General features: G+C 29.1%; 15 protein-coding genes and 2 tRNA genes. 6 read left to right on the top strand and 11 right to left on the bottom strand.

Features of this window, described 5'->3' with window-relative positions; genetic code table 11:
* Positions 1-3 precede the first annotated feature (3 nt).
* From LC457_RS10705 to LC457_RS10690, 4 genes are all read left to right on the top strand, one after another.
* Positions 4-74, top strand: a tRNA-Gln gene (locus LC457_RS10705).
* A gap of 231 nt (positions 75-305) precedes the next feature.
* Positions 306-376: transfer RNA gene (locus LC457_RS10700), tRNA-Gln, on the top strand.
* Positions 377-951: 575 nt separating this feature from the next.
* Positions 952-3,633 (top strand): COR domain-containing protein, encoded by a 2,682-nt coding sequence (locus LC457_RS10695; RefSeq protein WP_223599830.1) that lies wholly within the window; start codon positions 952-954, stop codon positions 3,631-3,633.
* A gap of 78 nt (positions 3,634-3,711) precedes the next feature.
* On the top strand, positions 3,712-7,548 hold the full coding sequence (locus LC457_RS10690) for a hypothetical protein (protein ID WP_223599829.1): 3,837 nt from the start codon (positions 3,712-3,714) through the stop codon (positions 7,546-7,548).
* A gap of 60 nt (positions 7,549-7,608) precedes the next feature.
* Here LC457_RS10690 and LC457_RS10685 read toward each other — a convergent pair whose 3' ends face one another.
* Together LC457_RS10685 and LC457_RS10680 are read right to left on the bottom strand one after the other, a co-directional pair.
* Positions 7,609-8,427, bottom strand: coding sequence for a hypothetical protein (locus LC457_RS10685; protein WP_223599828.1), 819 nt, complete (start codon positions 8,425-8,427; stop codon positions 7,609-7,611).
* 18 nt (positions 8,428-8,445) lie between these two features.
* Positions 8,446-8,805: a hypothetical protein gene (locus LC457_RS10680; RefSeq protein ID WP_223599827.1), complete on the bottom strand. Its 360-nt coding sequence runs from the start codon at positions 8,803-8,805 to the stop codon at positions 8,446-8,448.
* A gap of 401 nt (positions 8,806-9,206) precedes the next feature.
* Between LC457_RS10680 and LC457_RS10675 the strand changes: the two genes are divergently transcribed.
* Both LC457_RS10675 and LC457_RS10670 read left to right on the top strand, forming a co-directional pair.
* A complete protein-coding gene (locus tag LC457_RS10675; protein ID WP_223599826.1) occupies positions 9,207-10,955 on the top strand; it encodes an ATP-dependent endonuclease in 1,749 nt (582 codons plus the stop codon).
* On the top strand, positions 10,942-12,771 hold the full coding sequence (locus tag LC457_RS10670) for an ATP-dependent helicase (RefSeq protein WP_223599825.1): 1,830 nt from the start codon (positions 10,942-10,944) through the stop codon (positions 12,769-12,771). Before LC457_RS10675 ends, LC457_RS10670 begins: the two co-directional genes overlap by 14 nt.
* 42 nt (positions 12,772-12,813) lie before the next feature.
* Here the strand turns inward: LC457_RS10670 and LC457_RS10665 are convergent, their stop codons facing one another.
* The 9 genes from LC457_RS10665 to LC457_RS10625 form a co-directional block, all read right to left on the bottom strand.
* The gene (locus tag LC457_RS10665) at positions 12,814-13,380 is read right to left on the bottom strand and encodes a YkgJ family cysteine cluster protein (protein ID WP_223599824.1); all 567 of its coding nucleotides are present in this window, start codon (positions 13,378-13,380) and stop codon (positions 12,814-12,816) included.
* 265 nt (positions 13,381-13,645) lie between these two features.
* The gene (locus LC457_RS10660; RefSeq protein WP_223599823.1) at positions 13,646-15,001 is read right to left on the bottom strand and encodes a VapE domain-containing protein; all 1,356 of its coding nucleotides are present in this window, start codon (positions 14,999-15,001) and stop codon (positions 13,646-13,648) included.
* Between the two features lie 238 nt (positions 15,002-15,239).
* Complete coding sequence (locus LC457_RS10655; protein ID WP_223599822.1) at positions 15,240-15,527, bottom strand: AlpA family transcriptional regulator; 288 nt, start codon at positions 15,525-15,527, stop codon at positions 15,240-15,242.
* 92 nt (positions 15,528-15,619) lie between these two features.
* Positions 15,620-16,618: a hypothetical protein gene (locus LC457_RS10650; RefSeq protein WP_223599821.1), complete on the bottom strand. Its 999-nt coding sequence runs from the start codon at positions 16,616-16,618 to the stop codon at positions 15,620-15,622.
* A gap of 13 nt (positions 16,619-16,631) precedes the next feature.
* Positions 16,632-18,107, bottom strand: a complete 1,476-nt coding sequence (locus LC457_RS10645) for a phage integrase SAM-like domain-containing protein (RefSeq protein WP_223599820.1) — start codon at positions 18,105-18,107, stop codon at positions 16,632-16,634.
* A gap of 373 nt (positions 18,108-18,480) precedes the next feature.
* A complete protein-coding gene (locus LC457_RS10640; RefSeq protein ID WP_223599819.1) occupies positions 18,481-19,506 on the bottom strand; it encodes a hypothetical protein in 1,026 nt (341 codons plus the stop codon).
* Positions 19,507-20,002: 496 nt separating this feature from the next.
* Positions 20,003-20,326, bottom strand: a complete 324-nt coding sequence (locus LC457_RS10635; RefSeq protein WP_223599818.1) for a helix-turn-helix domain-containing protein — start codon at positions 20,324-20,326, stop codon at positions 20,003-20,005.
* Between the two features lie 41 nt (positions 20,327-20,367).
* The gene (locus LC457_RS10630; protein WP_223599817.1) at positions 20,368-20,799 is read right to left on the bottom strand and encodes a helix-turn-helix domain-containing protein; all 432 of its coding nucleotides are present in this window, start codon (positions 20,797-20,799) and stop codon (positions 20,368-20,370) included.
* A 121-nt stretch (positions 20,800-20,920) separates the two neighbouring features.
* Positions 20,921-22,678: a hypothetical protein gene (locus tag LC457_RS10625; RefSeq protein WP_223599816.1), complete on the bottom strand. Its 1,758-nt coding sequence runs from the start codon at positions 22,676-22,678 to the stop codon at positions 20,921-20,923.
* Between the last annotated feature and the right edge of the window lie 427 nt (positions 22,679-23,105).

Genomic DNA, 23,105 nt, shown 5'->3' with positions numbered 1-23,105 from the left:
AACAGACCTATAGTGTAACGGTAACACTCCGGTTTTTGGTACCGTCATTCGGGGTTCGAATCCCTGTGGGTCTACAAACCATCCTTTTTGAGGATGGTTTTTGTTTTTATTATTATTCAAATATTTTTCATTAAAAATTTCATCATCCTGGTTTGATTTTTTAGCAAAAAGATTCTTCTTGTATTCCAATGAGCCTGGGATTTCAAAAAATCAAATCCTATTTTTTCTTATAAACAGCAGAAAATTGAAAGAAGATATTTGTAAATAAGAAAAAAATATATAAATTTGCAACACCAAAATAAAGCAGACCTATAGTGTAACGGTAGCACTCCGGTTTTTGGTACCGTCAGTCGGGGTTCGAATCCCTGTGGGTCTACATAATAAAAAGAGCAATCAATTGTAAATCAGTTGGTTGCTTTTTTATTTTAGCTATTTTCATACAAAAGGTTAAGGCTAAGGTCAAGGTCAATTCTAAATACTTATAATTCGTATTATTTCTATTCATCATTACAAAAATATTTAATTATAAAATTAAAGTTTAAAATATTTTAAGTAGAAATCACACAAACAAAAACAACTGTAAAAAGCCTACTATCAATCTACAAACTGAGGGCCAATAATCATACAAAACAGCAAGTGGAAAATAAAAACAGATCCACAAAATCAAATAAAACAAAATTTACTTTTGAAAAAAAATTGACAATTTGGAGGGGGCTACCAAAAAAGAAGACTTTGAGAGGGTATCAGTGAGAGATAGTATGTTTCATCTGTACACTCAAAATATTTTTGGTGTTAAATTGTAGTAAATTCTACTATATACGCTTGCTTCATTTTTATTTAAATTATTCCTCAACAAAAATTCTATCCATACATTCACCCTACTGTCCTTCCAAATAAAAAATATTTTACCTGAATCAGTTTAACTATATTTATAGTCATTTTTTTTTCACCATGAACAACACAAAGAATATTGAGATCGCTATTGAACGTATTAGACTTGCAAAGCAAAAGAAAAATAATTATTTAAATTTAAGTGGTCTTAGACTATTAGATATTCCTGAAGATATCTCTAATATGGATTATCTTATTGAGCTTGATCTAAGCTATAATTTTCTACCAACATTACCCGAAATGGTAGCAAAAATGAGATATTTAAAAATATTAAACCTTAAAAATAATTATTTAACCAATATTGATTTTATATATGGGGTATATTATGCTCATACGTATATAAATATTTCAAATAACTTGTTATACGATGTTCCAGAGAGTTTAACTTATTTAAACTATAAAACCGAGATAGATTTTCAATCCAATCCTTTTATTAGCAAGTTACCAGAAGCATTGGTTGATAGCAGTATTCAAAGAATTAAAGACTATTTTGATCTTATCAAAAATTATGACAATAGGGAAAAGCTATATGAAACAAAACTTATTTTTGTAGGAAAAGGTGAAGTTGGGAAAACAACTCTTATGAAAGTTTTAAAAAACAATAAAACAAGAGTTATAAAAGGTAAAGAAGATACAACTCATGGAATTAACATTGATAAAATGAATATTGACGTTTATTTTCCTGCAAATAAACCTCATTATACACATCATTCAGAAGCTGATAATCTCTATCAAAAAAAACTTGCCATAGAAATAATAGAGGATGAAGATAAACATGGAAAAGTTAAAGAAACCATTAATTATTTTGATGACTATGTAGGCATTGATGATCTTTTATACGATTTTGATGAATCTGAAAGAGTTTATTATTTATCACAACAAACATTTGTTCAGGATCTATTTATACATAAGGATGTAAAAATAAACCTGTGGGATTTTGGAGGTCAAGAAATCTATTACTCTACACATCAATTCTTTTTAACTAAAAGATCAATTTATGTTTTTGTATGGGAACCTCGAAAAGACGATTCAGAAACAGACTTTGAATACTGGTTAAATACAATAAAACTATTAGGACAGAGCAGTCCTATACTTGTGGTTATGAATAAATGTGATATACGTCATGGAGATATTAACGAAAAAACATATAGACAATTATACTCCAACATTCATAGCTTCCATCAAGTTTCATGTCTAAAGAAAATCGGTATAAAAAAATTAAATAATGCAATTGAAGATTGCATTAAAAATATGAATCATTTAGGGGACACCTTACCTTTACAATGGATTGAAATAAGAAAAAGACTAAACAAAATTAAAAAGGATTATGTAAACTATACAGAATTTAAAAATATTTGTAAGAAGAGTAATTTACAAATCAATAAAAATCAATTAGATTTAGTTAGTGAATATTTACATGATATAGGAGATATTATTCACTTTAAGGCAGATACGATCTTAAAAAACATTATAATAATTAATCCCCAATGGGCAACAAAGGCTGTTTATTCATTAATTGATTGCATTCCCATTCAAAAAAACAATGGTGTCTTTAATTATTCTGATTTGGAAAGCTATCTTAATACTGATATTTATCCAACTGAAACGCATCATCAATTATTACAGCTAATGGAAAAGTTTGCGATTTGTTTTAAAGCAGTAGGAGCACAAAATCTATATATTGTTCCAGAACTTTTAAAAAGCAATATTACAAATGAGTTAGAAATAAGAGAATTTAAGATTGATGGAGCTTTAAACTATAGGGTTAAATTTAATTTTATGCCTAAAGGTTTAATGAGTAGATTAATCTGCAAATTATTTTATTTACTAGGAGGATCAAATAATTATTGGAAAAACGGTGCTGTATTAAACTATGAAATGTCAAAAGCACTTGTTATAACTAACAATATTTTAAAAGTTTTAGATATTACGGTAATAGGTGTCCAAAAAAGAGATTTACTTACATTGATACGTACAGAATTATCAAAAATTTATTCCGACTTCAATTTGGTTGAAAATCAAGATATTTATGAAGAAATACCTTGTAATTGTGAACATTGCCAAAAATCTGAACCGTATTTTTTTAGATATAATGTATTAAGAAAATTCATAGAAAAGGATAAATTTTTTATTGATTGTCATAAATCAGCAATTTCGGTGGAGATAAGTAAGATTCTTAATCTATATAGAAGTACAAAACCAGAAGAAAAACTTATATACAAACTACTTACTTCAATTTCTCAATTACAAGGACTTTCTGCTGCAATAAATAATGATGAAGATTCAAGAAATGTCTTTATTTCAAATCAATTATCATATCAAGGTATTATAAGCAAAGACCAAGCAAGATGGGGTAAATCAGCAAGGGGCATAAAGCAAGGAGAATTAGACATAAAAATTGAACAAGATGGAGTAATGTCTATTTTTGAAGGTATGAACCTATCATCTCTAAAAACAAGCGATATAGATTCTCATATAATCAAAATTATTAATAAATATGATGTAAATGGATTGCCCGAAAAATATTTAGGAATATATTATACAGGAAAGAATTTTAAAAATTTTAGTGTAAAATATCTAAAATATATACAAGAATTTGATAAGGAAAACATTAAGTTTAATAATGTTTATGATGAAACTAAACAATTAACTCCATATACTGAAATAAAAGTTTTTAAATCATATTATTCAAAAACAGATTCAGAAATTTCACTGACCCACATTCTAATAAATATGATATAGCTTTAGGACAAACAATCTTTATATATTTGTTAAACTAATAATTTAAAAACCAAATAATATTAAACATTCAGATATTATATGAAAATAAAGATTTTTTATTCATGGCAAGCCACCACAGAAGGAAAGTATAATAGGTTTTTTATCAAAAAGGCAATTGAAGAGGCTATAAAATCAATCTATAAACTACCTGACTTTATGGATATTGAGTATGAGTTACTTGAAGGCACGTCAGGAAGTTCTGGCTCTGTTTCACCAGCTCATGAGATCTTAGATAAAAGAATACCAAACTGCGATATTTTTATTTCTGATTTAACATTGACTAATACTCCCCCATCGGATGTCAGAAAAGAACCCAATTTTGCCGAATTTTTAAAATATTTAAAGCTTTCACCAAATCCAAATGTGTTATTAGAGTATGGAATCGCTTATAATGAAATTGGTGTTGAAAATATTATTGCGGTTATTAATGAAGAGTATGGCTCACTAAAAGAGGTTGGCATAGAACTTCCTTTTGATATTAAACATCTAAGATTTCCTATTTCATACTCATACAATGCTTTGGATACTAATAAAAATATAATCCTAGAAAAGCTTGTAAAATCATTAATTGAAGCAATAACAACAACGACAATTTTCACTCTTAAAACTAGAAAAAACAAATATCGCCCATTTATATCATGGTATGAATGGGCGGAAGTTTGGAGACCATTTAACAAATACCACAAAAATGAATTAATAAGCAATTTAATATCTACAATTCAAAACTCAATTACTATTGAAAATAATCTTAGATTAATAGGTCTATCTGGAATGGGCAAAAGTAGAATTCTATTAGAGACCTTTAGGCCTATCGATGGGGATAATGATAGTATTAAGCTAACAAGTAGAATATTATATTACGATTTCCAAGAAAAACCTGAACTAGATTTAACGAAGTATATTTTAGAACTACAAGACAATAATGAGGATAAGATTCTAATCTTAGACAACTGTCGAATAGACAAGCATATTAATCTATTAAATTATTTAAACAAAGAAAATAACAAGATATTTTTAATTTCCATTAATTCAAATCCCGAAGAGTTAGAATTGTATAAACGTCCTGATATCCCAGTGTTATTAATGGATCAAAAAAAATTAAATGATATAGTTAATGAAATTATTGAAGAGGACTTTTCTCATTTTAATGAAGATGTAAAAAAAAGAATTAGTGAATTTTCACAGGGAATACCCCTAATGGCAACCTTATTATCAGAAGGAGTAAAAGCAGATAATTCAAAGTTTGGTAAAATTGAAAACAAAGAGTTAATAGACAAATTACTTGGTGAAAAAGGAAATAATGATATTGATAGAAATATATTAAGATCTTGTTCATTGTTTAATTATATTGGATTTGAAGATGATCATAGAAAGCAACTTGAGTATATTGCAGTGAATAAAAATATAACAAGTGTTGATATTCAAAATGACGATGTTCTAATAAATCGATTTACAGAAACTTGTAATCATTATTTGAACAGACAGATTTTTCAAAAAACAGGACATTATATAAGCATGAGACCTCTACCATTAGCAATGTATTTGGCTGGCGAATGGTTAGAAACCTGTACAACACCAAAAATGACTAATATAATCGACTATTTAACGAACATTCAAGAACCTGAACATAAAACAAATATAGTGGAGTCATTTGCTAAGCAAATGAAATATTTAAACTTTAACCCTAAGGCAGCCGAAATAGTTAGCGGACTAACATCTGTAGGTGGCCCTTTTCATGATGCGAAAGTTTTAAATTCAGAATTGGGTTCACGCCTCTTTCGCTCATTTGTTGAAGTGAATCCTATAACTACATCAAATACTTTATGGGCTATTTTTGGACAAATGAGTATAGTTGAGCTTCAGAATATAGAAGAAGGAAGACGGAATATAATTTGGTCATTAGAAAAACTTTGTTTTGATAAAAGAACTTTTGACAAAAGCGCAAAAACCTTATTCTTATTTGCTTTAGCTGAAAATGAAAGTTGGTCAAATAATGCAACTGGAGAATTCATTCACTTATTTAAAATATTATTGCCTGGTACAGAAGCTGATTTAGATCAAAGATTTTCAATTCTGAAGTGGTGTCTTGATAGAAAAGATCAATACTCAAAAGATTTAACATTTAAATCCATCAAGGCCGCTCTTGACACTTCTCATTTTTCAAGATTTATGGGGGCAGAATCTCAAGGATTTAAAAAATTACAAGATTATCATCCTACCTATGAAGAAATAGATAAGTATTGGAAAAATATATTAGAATTATTAACAACACAAATAACTGATACTGAATTTTCAGAGAAATCAATTGAAATAATTTTAGGAGCAGCGAGATCATTTGCTAGATATGGAAAATTTGAACTTATTAAAGATTATCTCAAAATAATTTTTGAATTAAAAAATTGGGATTATGATATTGGTTTAAAAGCCTTAAAGCAAGTTAAAAAATATGACAAAGATTTTCTATCAGAAACAGAGCTTGAATTAATAAATAAATATATTACCAACCTATCTAAGGATGATTTTAAATTTAGATTCACTAAAGGAATAGAGTATCTACACTTAGATTTAGAAGATTTTTCATATGATAAAGAAATCGAATATTTTAATAATTTAGCTGAAGAATTTATTGAAAATAAATATCCATGGGATGAATATTTTCCAATACTATTTAGCTCGAGACCTAATTTCACATTTGCTTTTGGTAAAAAGTTATTTGAAGTTTTAAAAGGTGAAGATAATTGTATTGAGTTATTTTTAAATTTAGCCATTTTAAATCTAGAAAAGATATCATCTGAGAATCGTAATTATGTCCTTCTAGCAGGTTTTCTTGATCAAATAGATAATGAAAATAAAAAAATTACATATAAGAAACTTTTTGAGAATGTAAAACTTCAAGACTCTTTATTTTATCTATTAAGTGTTGATAATAGTGGAATAGAATATTTTAGCTATTTATTCAACTTAATTGATAACGGAGAAAGTATTCAAAAACTTTATAATAATAATTTTTTCCAGTCCCTTTCAAAAGCTAATTATAAACAAATTGAAGATTTTTTTGAGGAGATTTTAAAAAGAGATCAAGAAAAAGGTTTAGTTTTCATATTTGAAAACATCTTTAATTTAACTTATAACAATTTGATTATTTATGAAATAAAAACATATGCTAAAACATTATTTAGTAGATTTCCCAACATGTTGGATTTTAGTGAATATAAAATATCACACTTAATCATAAGTATATTAAATGATGAGAAAGAAGATGAATTTGCAAAATTTATAAATAATACAATTGTTAAAAATATTACTTGGCAAAATTCTCACCGAATAGATAATGAAATCGAAAAAATATATGAGATACTAATTTTAAAATATTTTGACCAAATATGGAATGATCTAAGTACTTATCTTGTAAGTAATGATGAAGAATATATAAGGTTTTTTGGACTAAAAAATGTTCTTGGGTCTCATATTGGCAGTAGTTACAGAAGAGGTGAAGGACTATTGTTTAAAGGAGATATAGAAAAAATATTTAAATGGGCAGAAGAACTACCTGATACAGCCCCTGAAAGACTGGCTCAATTAGTTCCTATTTATGCAGAAGAAAACACTAAATACAATGAATTAAATCCTATTGCAATTAGATTATTAGACACGTTTGGAGCAAATAAAAATGTGATTAGCAGCTTTAGTGCAAACATGGGAACGTACTCATGGGTTGGATCAACAGTTCCTCTTCTGGAAGGGAAAAAACAAATATTCATGACGCTTTCGGATCACAAAATATCAAAAGTAAGAGAATGGGCAATGAGTAGATTAGAGCTTATTGATAAAGAAATTGATATTGAAAGAAAAAGAAATGAAGAAATGTATTTGTAAAATAAAGCCACTAAATGTGGCTTATTTTATATACAATTTATCTTTCTAATTATCATCGACTTATAATTTATAATATTGAATTTTTAAACTTTGATAAACACTTTTAATAATTTTTTCAATTTCAATCTTTGGAATATCAGAAGATTTGGAATATTCATTAGCTCGATTCAACGAGAGTTCTTGATAAGTTCTCAAAAGAGTTTGTATGGCTATCTCTCGATCGTCCAAAATTCCTTTAATTTCCATTTCTCTTAAATCTGAAACAAGTGTTTGTTTTGCTGTTTCGATAAGAGTTTCTTTCAGCATTTCTTCCCTTTGAATGTATGAAAGCGGATTTTCATTTGTTATTGGCATGACTTTAATATTAGCCTTGTTTTTTGAAGTAAGCCATATGAAAAATAGTATTACAACGAGTATTAGAAACAGCATTGTCAAAACATTTATTAATTTGTCAATATCAAAACTGTGCTGATTTTTTGAGTTTTGATATACTGAAACGGTAGGCTTTTGTTTTATTGGCTTTACAGTTTGGGAAGCAGGAGCTTCATAAGCAATAGGAATTTTATTAGGAAACATTTCGTCAATAACTTCCTGAACTTTGTCGGACTCTTTTTCTTTTGGGATTTTTTTTATCTGTTTGACAGTTTCTTTTATTTCAGGTCTAATATCCTCTGATATGGCAGGTTCTTTAATCTTGTTTGTCCAATCAGGATACAAACTTTGATCTTTTTGTTTAGAGGCTTCGGGTGGTGGCGTATATTGATAAGCATTGGGATTGTAAGCCTCTGACTTAAACTGTTCATCTAAGGTAACTGTACCCGATTGTGAATAAACAATAGTAAAACTTCCAAACAAGAATAATGATAAAACCTTTTTCATACAGTTAAGATTAGTATGTTATTTTGCTGTATCAAAAGGATTTTCATTTGCTCCCATAAAAACTGTTCCCATGCGTTTATATTTCATTGGCTTTCCTACAACGCAAACGGAATACATTCCATTTCCTTTCTGTTCAGAAATTCTTAAAAAGATTACATCTTTCTCATTACACTCATTTTCTACTGCAATGTGTTTTCTTAAATCTTCAATAGTAGCATCAGCACGTTTTAACCAAGACTGGATTTTTTTGTCTGGTTTTGGTTCCTGATAATTAGAAGGCAAATCACATTCTTTGACAGTTTGTTTTTGATTTTCTGTTTGTTGCGCAAAAGCCATTGTTGAAACAATAATTACTAATGCTGTTAAAAACTTTTTCATATAATTAAATTTTTGAATTTATGATTAGCTTTTACGGTAAACAGCTTTTCTGAAAAATTAGAAAAGCAAGTGGTTATATCACTTGCTCTAGTCTTGTTGGCTCGGCAAAGCCTTATCACATATAGCAGGGATAGCCACTTGCCGTATGACAAGTGTGCTAAACTTTCTGCATTTTGTGATAATATTGAATTTTGCCGATTCACAAGACAAAAGCAAAAGTTTTTACACTTTTATTTTCCGATAAAATTTGAACTACAAATATATGATTTTTTGTAATTTGTGTGTAGCAAACAAAAAGCATACCTTTTTAGCAAGCCCCAAAATAGATTTCAATATATTTGAAAGAATTTAAAATAATAAATAATTTACTTTTACATTCACAGACTAGAAATAACCAGAAAATGAGTATATTATTAAAACAAATTAGAATCCATGGTTTTAGAGGGTTAGAAAATATTGAAATGAATTTAGAACCCACAACGATATTAGTTGGAGCAAACAATTCAGGAAAAACCACATTTCTTAAAGCTTTACAATTAGCTTTAAGTAATACTATTACCGTTTCAGCAGATGATTTTTTTTACTGTGCTGATAGAGAATGTGATAAAATTATAATTGATTTATTATTTATACCTACAAATGAAAAATTAGAAGCAATTACTGAATTTAACGATGATTGGTTTTCAGTATTGACAGAAAATAGAATTGTTATTGACGAAGAAGGTGGACAAACTCTATCTTTTAGAACATTAATTGAAGAAGATCAAAATAAAAAAATATTTAGAAAGAAACAATATTTGATAAATGAATGGGGAGAATTTGAAGATTCTTCAGGTTTTTGGTATGAAAGACAATATGATACTGACTTTAGTTTTTATTTTGATGAATTACCATTTTATTATATTGATGCCAATAGAGATATTTTAGATGATTTAAAATCTAAGACATCATATTTGGGTAAACTACTTTCTACAATAGAATATGATCCTACTGATAAAGCCGAAATAGAAGGTCTAATAGAGGAACTAAATAAAATTACTATTGAAAAAAGTGATGTTTTAGTAAATCTATCACAAACACTTGGTGAATTAGATACAGCAATGGATAATCCCAACAATTCTGTTGACATAACTCCCTTCACAAAAAAACTAAGAGATTTAAATAAAGGAGTACAAATTAATTATTCTCAATTTTCTATGGATTATCATGGTATGGGAACAAGAAGTTGGTCTTCATTATTAATAATTAAATCATTTTTAAATTACTACAGTAATAAATATGTTGAAAATGAAAAGGTATATTTTCCGATACTAGCGGTAGAAGAGCCTGAATCTCATTTGCATCCAAACGCTCAAAAAAAATTATATTCTCAAATAAAAGCTATTGCTGGTCAAAAAATAATTTCAACACATTCTAATTATATTGCTGGAAATGCCGAATTGTTGGAAATAAGAAGTTTAAAAAATCATAATAATGAAGTTTTAATAGGTCAAATTGATAACAATCTATTTACTAAGGAACAGTTGAGAAAAATAAAACGTCAAGTAATAAATACAAGAGGGGAATTATTTTTTTCTAAGGCTGTTGTATTATTTGAAGGTGAGACAGAAGAGCAGGTACTTCCTATATTAATTGAAAAGTATTTTGGAATGTCATTTGTTGAGTTAGGGGTTGACTTTATAGGTGTTGGAGGTAGTGGCAACTATACACCGTATATAAATTTTTGTGAAAGTTTCAATATTATCTATTTTATTTTTAGTGACAATGAAGCTGAAGCTAATAAAGAAGTAAAAAAACAAATTAAAAATTCAAAAAATAACGATCTTAATTCGGTTGTTTTTCTTCATAATGGAAACGATTTCGAAAAAGAACTTATAGAGCAAGGTTATTTAGATGAAGTAAAAGAAGCTTATAAAAACATTGAATTATCTGAATGCTTTAATGAAAAACATACAAAAGCAAAAGAAAAAGAGCTAACAAAGATCAAAGATGAGGAATACTATGATTTAATTGTTAATATGAAAACAAAATTTGCATCAGAAATTTGTCATGTATTACTAAAATCAAAAAAAGAATTACCATTGAAAATAAAAGAATTATTTGATAAAATAAATGCAACCTTAAATTTAGGACAAAATGGAACAAATTAAATTATCCCCTAAACAGTCAGAAATTGTAGAATTAAATAGTGGAGCATTTTTAGTTGTTGCAAGTGCTGGTAGTGGAAAAACAAGAGTCTTAACCGAACGCATTAAAAGATTAATGACTTCATCCAAAGGACGAATTCTTGCAATAACTTTTACAAATAAAGCTGGTGAAGAGATTAAAGATCGGATTGGAATTACTGAAAAAACCAAAGAAAAAGTTTATATAGGAACTTTTCACAGTTTCTGCCAGTCTATTCTAGAAATAAGATTTAAGCTATTAGGATATGAAAAAATGCCACATATTTTTGAGGATGATTCCGACAGAACAGAAATTATTGAACAAGCAATAAATGATGTTCCATATTTTAAGGAAATTTACGAGTCAAAAGATTCAAAAGAGAGAACATTATACAAAAGAAAGGTTTTAGATTTTATATCTACAGTTAAAAGAGAATTAGTAAGTCCTGAAGATTTAATTGAACATTCAGATAATGATGAATTATTAATACTTTTTGAAACATATCAAGATATTTTATTATCAAATAATGCTATTGATTTTGATGATTTAATCTTACTAATTTATAAATTATTAAAAAACAATGAATCTGTAGGAAATTTATATCGAAAATCCTATGAATATATTTGTATAGATGAAGCACAAGACCTAAATAATGCACAATATCAGTTATTAAAGGCTATCAGTGGAAATAAAATAAAAAATATCATGCTGGTGGGTGATCCTAATCAATCCATATATGCTTTTACTGGCTCTAGTTCTGAATTTATGACAAATAATTTCATTAATGATTTTATTGTTAAAAAATATGAGTTAGATGAGAATTACAGATGTTCAAAGAATGTAATAAATGCTTCAAATACACTAATTTCTAAACCTGATATAAATAATTACGTGGTTGAAGGTATTTTTGAAATTAAGGCGTGTCAGTCAGAAAGATCTGAAGCTGAATATATTTTAAATAAAATTAAGGCACTTATTAATTTAAAATATCATGATGATATTGAAGGAGAAATCACCTATAATAAAATAGCGATTCTTGGTCGTAATAAATTCATTTTTGAAGAGATTGAGCAATTATTAAAGATTAATAATATACCATATTATTTTAAAAGTGGAAATATAGGCATAAAATTTTCAACTAGTTTTATGAAAGCTTTTGATCTATATTTTAGAATATTTTTAAATGAAAACGATCAATTACATTTAGAAAGGCTAAAAAAATTACTAAAAGTTAATAATGTATTTGAACTAAATAACATAAATCCTAAACTTAAACCTATCAATAATATTTTAAAATTTATTGATAATTTGAATATCGATAATTTATCACTAAAGATTAAAATCCTGAAACAATCTATTATGGATAACTTGGATCTAACATTTTCAGATGAAGAGCGAAATTTAATAATTAATGAAATTGATGAGTTTTCAGATTTATGGCTCGAATATCAAAAAAAGAATATTAAGCGAAGCCTAGTCGGTTTTAAAAACTCTATTTCATTGGGTATAACTAGTTCATCAAAAATAAAAGAAGGTATATGTTTAAGCACAGTTCATACAATGAAGGGACAAGAAGCTGACATTGTCTTTTTAATTGGTATGGATGAAGGAACTTTTCCTGATTATCGAGCAGTACAAAAAGGTGGATTAGAATTACAACAAGAAAAAAACAACGCATATGTAGCTTTTACCAGAACGAAAAGATTTTTGTATGTCACCTACCCCAAAACAAGAAAAATGCCTTGGGGAGACATTAAATCAAAAAAAGCTTCCAGATATATTGATAATATAAATATATAGTGATATACATTTTAACCTTGATTACATCAAATCAAGGTTATTTTATATATACAATTTTTTTAACGGTTTTATTTTCTTATCTATATTAATTTCTTCAGTAGCAATATGGGGTAAAAAGAATAATTGACTTTTTCTTATTCCCATCAAGTATCGCTGTAAATGAAATCTAACATTTGACGATTGAGGTGATGATTCTCTGTAAGGATCTTTTTCGCATTTTTCAGGGTGATTTTCTACAAGATGTATTCTACAAGTCAAAGGACGATTTTCATAAATTGAACAACAATTATCTACCAATAATGGGCATTTATGTTTTTCGACTTTGGAAATTTTTATTAGTCCTTTTATTGTATCATTTTCATCTAAAACTTTATTTTCTGGAGTATATTTATTAAAGTAATCAAACCATTCTTCCAAATTACTTTTAACTTTTCCCTTAATCGATTGTTCAAGCCCTTTTATTGATGCTTTAATAGACTCTACTTCAAAATCATAGACCTCTACCATTTGATAACAACAAAATGAACAGCCTTTAGAACAGCAGTTTTTAAATTGATTTACAATATTGTCAATATCTCTTTTTAAAGCGGTATAGTCGATTTTATTCATATTCTATATATTTCATGTGATTAAATTTAATTAATTTCCTATAATATTGACAGTCTTTTTTCAATATGGGGTGGGCAATGGGAAAAACCCATATAATTATCAAACAACTGTCAAATTTATTGTAGAAATTTAGATTTCAAAAATATCTTTGAAAAAAGGAAGTTGGGGTAAGTGAAACCAATAAAAACTTTAAACAATATTTATATATAATAAATTATAAAAACTCTTATTTGTTATAATTCACTCCACCTACCCCACCCACAAATTAGATATATTGGACTGCATATTTACTAATACCCCCAGTTTTCTTTTTCTGAAAATTATATTTACTTAATATTTTTCCAACCATAATACTATTTGTTGAATCCAAAGAAATCCTGTGGGTTTCATTCAACTCATTCAAAATATCAGTAGAAGAAAGAAAAATCGTTGTTTTATCCTTTTCACAAGGTTTATATTTCCCCAAAATCATTTCTTCAATTGGATCTTTTATTCGGAATCGTTCATTTTTTTCATTAATTAGCTCAATATCCTTACCATCAAACCAATATTTAAAACCTGATTTCAATAAACTTATGACTTGTGAATAAATACCTTTGTGATTTATTTTAGTACCATAAACAATTTTAAACACTTCAAAACATAAAAATCTACGGCTGCCCGAAATATCCATTAGAAATTCTTTATCATTTACAGAGCCTATGAAAGATGCTCGTCTAGGCATTAATTCATTAATTCTCCCATATGGTCTTCTAAGTTTGATTTCTGATTTTGTAATAATTTCTTTCATTGCTTTTTCATCCTTTCTGTTTAGTGATCCAAGCTCATCCAAGTCAATCAAAATATTTTCAGATAATAATATTAAACTGTCTTTATTGTAAGGATTTATGGTTCCTGAATATTTGTAAGTTTTTAACTCTGGAGGTAGTATTTTATCAATAAATGTACTTTTTCCAATTCCTTGACCACCTCTGAATATAATCACAGAATGATTCGTAATATTATTTGTTATCGAACAAGCTACCATAGCAACAAGCCATCTTTTTAGAGCTTCTCTCCAAAACTCAGGATCATCTGTTTTAACAAAATCTGCCAATTCTGAAATATAATCATGTCCATCCCAAACAGGAAGGTTATTAAAATATTCTACAAAAGGGTTATACTTTAAAACAAAGTCTGAAATCAATAATTTATGAATTTTTGAATCACTTACAGATTTATGCCCAATTTTCTCCAACTCTCTACAAATAGAGTTTAGCTTATAATCAGTCATTGGTAAATAATTCCGATCTTTTTTGATTTTGTGTTCTACTTTTTCTAAAACTTCATTATATCTAAAATCATAGTTTTCATTAAGAAAATCCTCTATTGATTTCTTTTGATCTATTCCAAAATTCTTTTTATCCAGGTACTCTTTATTAATAATTTTAGTAACTATTTCATCATTAAAATTAAATTTTTCTTTTACAGATATTTTTGTATCCTCAATTGATATTCCGTTTCTATTACAGAGTTCAGCTAAAGTTTTCACATAAATTTCTTTTTGTCCGTCTACAAATGCATATTTATTTTGTGCTTCCTGAATGCATTTCTCAAATAAGTTTATTTCTTTGGTAATCATTTTTTTTAAATTTTAAAAATTTGACATAGAATATCCCTCCATAGTATATTGCTATGGTCAAATATTGGTTTACGATTAAATTAAAAGGGTTTTTAAGAGTGTTTTTAGTGTTTGATAGGGCAAATCACCAAACATGACTGTCATCTCAAGAAAACAACAAGAATAGAGTTCAATATCTTGTTATAGAAAAAGAATTAAATTCCGAATGACAGTGAGTATAGAATAATGATGTTTTTATTCAGCTTCTACTATTAATAAACTGTTCAACATCAGTTTTTTTGTACCTGATACTTCTACCAAGTCTTATAGGATTTAGCATTCCCTTATTTTCCCAATTCCACAAACTTACAGAGGAACAATTCAGAAAATTGCAAACCTGTTTTTTAGTCATAAGTTCGTCATTTTGGGATTTTTCAGAAAAATGGAGTTGGATTTTTCTTAATTCCTCTCTGATTCCTGATACAATTAGTTCAGATAAGTATTCAGGACTTGCCTGAATTAAAATTGAATGTTCTTTAGTTGCCATAATATTTCTTTGTTTAATTATTATGGTGCTAAATTATAATGTCACTATACTATACTAAATCTTATACCGTATAACATCAGTATAATTTGATTTTACTCATTAATTGAGGTTAATTTTTCTATTTTGCCAGAGAAAAAAGTTGACAATTCTTTTTGTTGTGAGTGGAAATCTTCTGCAATGAGTTGCAGATATTTTAATTTTGAAATATCAAACAGATTTTTATCAGAGCTTACCTCTTTTATCGTTTGGTTAAGGTAGGGTTGTAGGGAAGATTTAGAAATTTTATGATCTTGAGAAATAATTTCTGCCAGTTCATTTATGGTATCATACTGTTTGTTTCCGTACATAGCTGTCATTTTCTCAAATGAAATAATTCCGTCCGCAAAAAGGAGTGCAATTCTATATACATTACTGTTTCTTAACTTTTCTTTTTCTGCATCTGCTTTATTGACAATGATTTGTATTACGTTTTCCTCAATCAGTTTGCTATCATTTGGGAAAATGGTTTTAAAATACTGCTGAACATTAGATAACAGGTACTCATTATATTTTAAAAGCCAGTAGCAAACAGCTTTTTGAACCTCCTGAGATAAGACATTGCCAAAATATATATGGCTTTTCAAAAAACTGTTAGATTCTTCTATATGTAAAAGTAAATCCTGATATATGATTTTACAAGCAGTTTCAGTTTTTGCATTAACTAGCTCCAATTTTAAAGATTCAATACATTCAGGATGGTATTTCTCATTCATTTCGTCTATAAACGAGGGTAAAGATTCTAAATCAAATTTTTCAGAAAATAAATTATAGTCTGTAACAGCTATTTTATAGTCGTAATCCGTTTTAGGATTTTTCAACTTTCCTATACTGTTTGGATCTCTTTGAATAATATACAGATTTTCTCCTTTTTCTGTTGTCATTTCTAAATCCGTTATCAAATACAAGTCCTTGTCAATATTTGGAATACCAAATACAACTTCTGGAGTATAATATATAATCTTTCCGTAATCCTGTATTATTTTATCTAATTGGAAAATATCAGTAACAATAAAATCAATGTGAGTGATGTTTTTTAAAACTGGAGGTATCATAAACTCAAAAATACTATGAAATTTTGTGATTCAGTTCAATTATTTTTCCCATTTCTACCAAATCTCCCTTTTTATGATACTTTAAAATTTCCTGCATCTGATTTTTTAATTGCTCCAATTCTTTTTCTTTAAAATCAATAGTTTTCATTTTTTCATTTCTTTTCTTGATATTATCACGTCTTACCTTTTCGTGTTCTGCGGTTGGTCTGAAATAGGTTTTAAATGTAGATTCGTTGGAATGTCCTGTATAATCCCATATTTCCAACAATTCCCACCCCTCACAATAACGATTGGTACAGAAACTTCTACGGCTTGTATGAAAATCTATTGTTTTGATAAAATCAATATCGGTAAATTTTATCCCTTTTCCTGATAAGGTTTCAATTCTTAAAACTTTTTCCTGAAAATAAGGTATTTCTTTTAAGAGTTCTTTTAAATATTCATTGGTTTTTTGGTTAGATATTGCCAACTGTCGAATATCATAATTGTATTTTTCCAAAATCTCTTTGGTATAGCCGTGAAATGAAAAACTTAAATTTTTATAGTGAGTACTTGTACTTGTTTTTTGAGAAACCATATTGATTCTTTCTTCATCAATACTGATATGATCTTTTTGTAACCTTGTAATATCACTAAATCTTAAGGAAGTATGACACGCCAATACAAATAAGTCTCTTATCCTTTCCAACCTCTTATTTTGGGTAAAATTGAACTCATACAATAAAGTAATTTCTTTTTCTGTTAAACTTGTGGAAACAGTAGGCGGAACTTTTATTTTAAATTCATCTAATAAATAAGCTCGTTTGTCTGTATATCCTTTTTCAAAGGCTCTTTTCAAAATCAAACTGATTCTTTTAATTCTGGTCTTAATAGTAGTCTGTTTCAGTTTTTTAACTTTTATGAGCCAGTTTTGAAAATTTAAACAAATTTGTTCATCAAATGTATCAATGTCTAAAATCAATTCTTTCTCCTTTGCAAATTCCTTTAATTCCCTGTATGCAACCTTATAAGAGGAAACATAACTTTTATGCAAGGTTTTAACAGATTCTCCCCTGTTGATGGCTTCTAAAGCATTGTTTTGTCTGGTTTCAATAATTTCTAAAACCTCCTGATAGATTTCTTCAAAATTTTTCTTTTGTTTTCTGATAGCTTTTGTCCCGCTTCCCTCGATTGCTGATTTTACAATACCTTTTAATTCCTCTTTTGTGGGGATTCTATTGTATGTTTCGTTAAAATTTTTGTGGGATTGAATAACGGATAATTTGAATTTGCTTAACTTATCGTTGTAGTCTCTTTTATTTTTTCCTGCAATTACAATCTTTTCATTTTCGTTCCATTCTTTAACTGGAATCACTTTAATTCCTGTACTAAAACCAATATTGTAATTTTTAAACAAATAAGCTCCTTTTAATAAAGTAGCTTCAACAGAATTTTTGTTTTTTAAATAATATCGGATTGTACCTACTTCACTGTTAAATTCTTCTTTCATTTCTATTGTAATTATTATTACAAAAAAGCAAAAATTAAACCAAAGGTCAAGGTTTGGGTCAAGGGAAATGTTGAATTTTGATTAATTTCAGTGAATCTTAATTAATATCATTGTATTGAATATCAATTACTTGTAATTAATGAAAATCATTCATTGTTAATTAAAATTCATAGGTGATATAACCTGTGGGTCTACAAACCACTCTTTTTTTAAGAGTGGTTTTTTTATTTTCGATTCAATTGATCTATTCTAATTTGGGGCAGATATATCTACCGGCTCACAGCTTTTACTTCTTTGGTATCTTGTATAATTATTAAAAAGACTACCTCTGTGATGAAGCAGCCTGTTTATAATACTTTTTATTCTATAAAAATTAAAAAAACCTTGTAAGAATTATTCTATAATCCAGAGCTGCGTCTCCATTATTGGTAATATTGATCATATCTGCTGAAGGCATTGTCAGTGTATAACTAAAGGCTGAACCTGTTCCTCCTGCGCAATTTGGCACACCAGACCAAACCACTGAAGTAGTGGTTCTGTTTACTTCTGTAAATACAGGCCCTTTAGAGGTTGTATCAGTATTAAGAAGCCCATCTATTCCCTTAATAGAAAAAGCATTGTTAAAAGCATTGCTGGTAACATAATATTCTGCCACGGCAGTACGTGCACAGGCATTTCCAACAGAAACTACAGCCTTATAAACCCCAGCATTTGGAATCCCCGCAATCAAAGTACCAGTAGCTCCAACTGTTACATTCACCGTATTATTAATAACCGTTCCATATACATTACTAACAGCCTTATTCAAAACACCGTTTCCATCTGAATATATTGGGGTAACAATCGTAGCACCTGCAGCGATATCCATGGTCCTTACTCTTGTGCTTCCCGCCACATCTAAAGTATTGGTAGGAGTATTTGTAGCAACTCCTATATTACCTAAGGTTAAATCTATTGCCAAATCATTTCCACCAGGTACGCGAGAAATAATAAATACACCATTATTTCCATTGAAATTAGGGTTTATTCCCATTACGGCCTGCTTTATTCCTGTAGTTCCTGTAGTTCTTAGAATTGATAATATAGAATTATTGGCTATGGGATTTTCTATCAGCAATCCGGTATTGGTAGCTTCACCTCCTCCGATACCTGTGGCTGTTCCCCGATTTAAGACATGGAGATTAGATAGCGGAGTAAGATTCCCGATACCAACCATTCCTGTGGAGGTTACTATAAAATCATTGGATTGCTGTACATCAGTGGGAGTACCTGTGGCAGGATTGTCTTTTGCCCCATCAACATGCAATGAACCTTGAGGGTTTGAAGTTTGTATCCCAACCTGAGCATGGGTAAAACTGGCAATGATTAACATTGATAACAGTAAAATGTTTTTCTTCATTTTATTAGTTTTTTGAAATTTAGTAATATGATGTATTTTTTGATCTTAAAATTTTATTTCAAACCATAATTCCTAAATCATTCTTGAATGTAATCCTTATAAATCTCTTTACTTTGTACCATACTTCATGACACTTTAAAAACTTTATAAGAGATTATTTATCAATTGATTAAAATTAAGCAGAAAACAAACATCAAACAATATTTTAGATAAAATATTAACAACCATATATTGTTTTAATTAAAAATACTATTCAATAAATAGTATTTTACACACTAAAAACATTCACATGTGGCTTAAATTTTAAATTATATTCATTAATAAAATCCCGGATTTTTGTGACCAAAAAACAGTTTCTTTCTCGTAAGGAGTTTAAGATATCATAGGTTGATTGAATTCGAGCCAGGAAATAGTAAAAATACTTTTAGCTATGATTTTGGTTTTTAATATAGGATTCACTCAACTATTGAATTATCGTGAATTGGGTATGTTATTTTTAGTCTAAAAATATTTTTTTCCACCTGGCCAGTGTATTTCTGCTGAGACCAAAATATTTAGCTGTCTGTATATTATTCAGGTTCTGTTTCTTTTGATAGTCTAAAATTTTAAAAATTGTGGACTGATCATAAGACCGGTGATTTCTTCCATTCAAGTTTTCTGAAATGTTTTCTCCAAATATGATCTTATTGAGATGTATTACCTCCAGTCTGGAAAGTTCTTTTTTATTTAAGAAAGGTAAGCATTGTTCTTTTTTATCAGGAAATTTTAAGATCAACAGATCATTGAATATCTTCTTATAATCAGGCTTTGAATATTTCATATAATATATTTTCGTTACAATATTATCCTTATATACCTTGGCTAATATTTTTCAAGCCATTTATACAAAGTTGATTTTGGAATATTATATTCTTCCATTACTTGTTTTTTTGTTCTTTTACCGGTACGGACAAGCTCAAGGATAAAATCAATTATTTCCTGAGTATACAGATTTTTTCTAAACTGAGGGAGAGCACTTTTTTTATCCTCTTTTTGTTTTATACTCTGTATGTTGCTTTTTTGGGGTGCAAATAGTATCAGATACTGGGAATAAACCCGAAAAAAATCATACTGTAACAGCTTGCTCCATCTTAATAATACATTAGTTGGAAGATCTTTCTGCAGATACATTACCTCTATTTCCGTTTCTGAGGACCGCATAAACTTACATATCCTTGTCATTTCAAATTCATTTTGTTCTACGTGCGACTGAATCATGCTTCCAATGTGAATATTTTTTAAATCTAATGCCATGTCTTATCTGATAAAATTTGATTTGTTTTATTATACTTTATTTAAATAAGCAGGGATTTGGAAAATCCAACAATCCCTGCCTGTCAACAACCATAAAAATAAAATATTCTCTTTTCTCTTACTATTTAATAGCTGTTGCAAAAATGGATGTCTCAGACCATGTTGCATCTCCAAATCGTGAAATGACGGTTGCGTTATTAGGATTCCCACCGGTAACTGTGGCTCCGGCAATATATCTATAGGTTTTCTCTTTGGTATCAGTATTTTCAATGATAATTGTTCCCTGAAATACATCAAACTGTTGAGGATGTCCTGCAGAAGCAGGTCCCTGTACTCTGAAACTCATTAATGAAGGGCCTTTTAAATCACCGGTTCGTGTAAGTGCAGCTCCTACAGCCACATTCCCTTCTCCGAAAGAACTTCTCACAAACATCCAGTCGTCATTATCCAGATTGCCTACAGTTTGTGCCAGCTGGGTAATGGTAACCGCCCATTTTCCGGGAGGCAGAGTTATATATTGCCCTGTATACCTATAGTTTCCATCATTAGCAAAAGGAATACTGATTCCAGATCCTGCTACGGCTCCTCCTACTGCAGTTTGAGATGCTGGAATTTTCCATTCAGCAGTACCATTGGTATCAGTTGCAGTTAATACAGATCCTACAGCAACCGAACCACTTGTGGCATTCTCAAATCTCCTTGTTCCTACAATATGAAAATTAGTTTGTGGGTTAGTGGTTCCAATACCTACTCGTCCATTTTTATTTAAAGTCATCAATGCATTTCCTGTATTGGGAACTCCTGCAAAAAATTGCAAAACATTTTGTGCTGCTCCAAATCCATAAAAATCATCACCTGCAGTACTGTTCCAGATGGCTAATTTTTTTCCCTGAGTTGTACCCAAATCTAAAAGATTATTTGGTAATGCTGTACCAAGGCCAATTCTATTATTTCTTGCATCCACGTTAAAAGTGGTCCCGTCTATAGTAAAATGGCTGGTTCCGGTGGTTGCAGTACTTGTAAACGCCAGATTATTACCTGCTTGTGCAACGGTTCGGTTTGCCGACAATGTTCCATTATTATTATAGATACTTGTATCAGTAATACCATCTCTCCATGTAGCAACACCATTAGCATCTGATGTTAAAACTTTATTGGCTCCCTGGGTTCCATCCACAATTTTAACAGCTCCGTTAGTTGCAGAACGTATATCCAGTTTATTGGTTGGTGCTATTGTTCCTATTCCTATATTCCCGGAAGTATTAACCACAATATCATTTACCTGCTGTGCAGTTGTGGGAGCAGAATTAATATTATTATCTCTTGCACCATCTATGTGAAACATAGCCTGAGGAGTAGCTGTTCCAAAGCTTACATTCTGATTATCAGAGATAAATACTCCTGGCTTTGCAGGATTATAAGCATATTTTCCTGTTTGTGCAGCACCCATTGCCAAACCATCAGAGCCATAGGTATTTCCTCCTTCTGTATTTTGCCTTATATAATACCCAAAGTTTTCCGCATTCTCACTAAAGAGTAATGAACCTCCCGAACCATCTGCATTTGCGTTAGAATGAATTCTCAAAATAGGATTAGCAACACTTCCAGGTTGTGAGGCCGGGCCTCCTACTCTCAATTCATCTCCAATGACCTGCAGGTTTGACTTTGGAGCATCAGTTCCTATTCCTGTTTTTCCTTCATCAGTAACGGTAAGCATTTCTTTGTTATTAGAGTTATTAATTCTCATAGCTTTTGTGGCAGAAGTACTTCCTTTACTCTGAATGTCCAAAGTAGCTCGTGGATCAGGAGTATTAATGCCCACCTGAGAATAAGCAAAATGTGTAACCATTATCACAGATAATGTTAGTATTTTTTTCATTTGTTTGTCCCTTTAAAATGTTTGATTTTTTCTTTTGTGTATTTAGAATCGTACTTAAAAAAAATGACCGGTCTGAAATTTTTCTTATGCTAAATTTGATAATGCAAACTTACAATCCAAAAACAAAAAAAATTCTACATCAAAGACACTTCAAAACACAACACATTAACAAACAAATAGTTAAAATACAACCGAAGTAGCTTTGAAGTAAATATAAAAAGTGAATTATTACTATTTTCAGAGTAAAGTTGAGGGATGGAGAGGAGAATCATAAATACTTTACAAGCAAAACTTAATGGTTCTGTTATTTAAAAGCAGGGATCATAAATATCCCTGCTAATAAACACAAACACTTAGAATGAAAAAAAATTTTCGTAGTAAATGTATCAATACTATCTACCCAAAGTATTACTTCAAACATACTTCA

The sequence above is a fragment of the Chryseobacterium sp. GVT01B genome, assembly GCF_019970045.1.
GTDB lineage: Bacteria > Bacteroidota > Bacteroidia > Flavobacteriales > Weeksellaceae > Chryseobacterium.
This window is presented reverse-complemented; position numbering and strand designations above follow the sequence as displayed.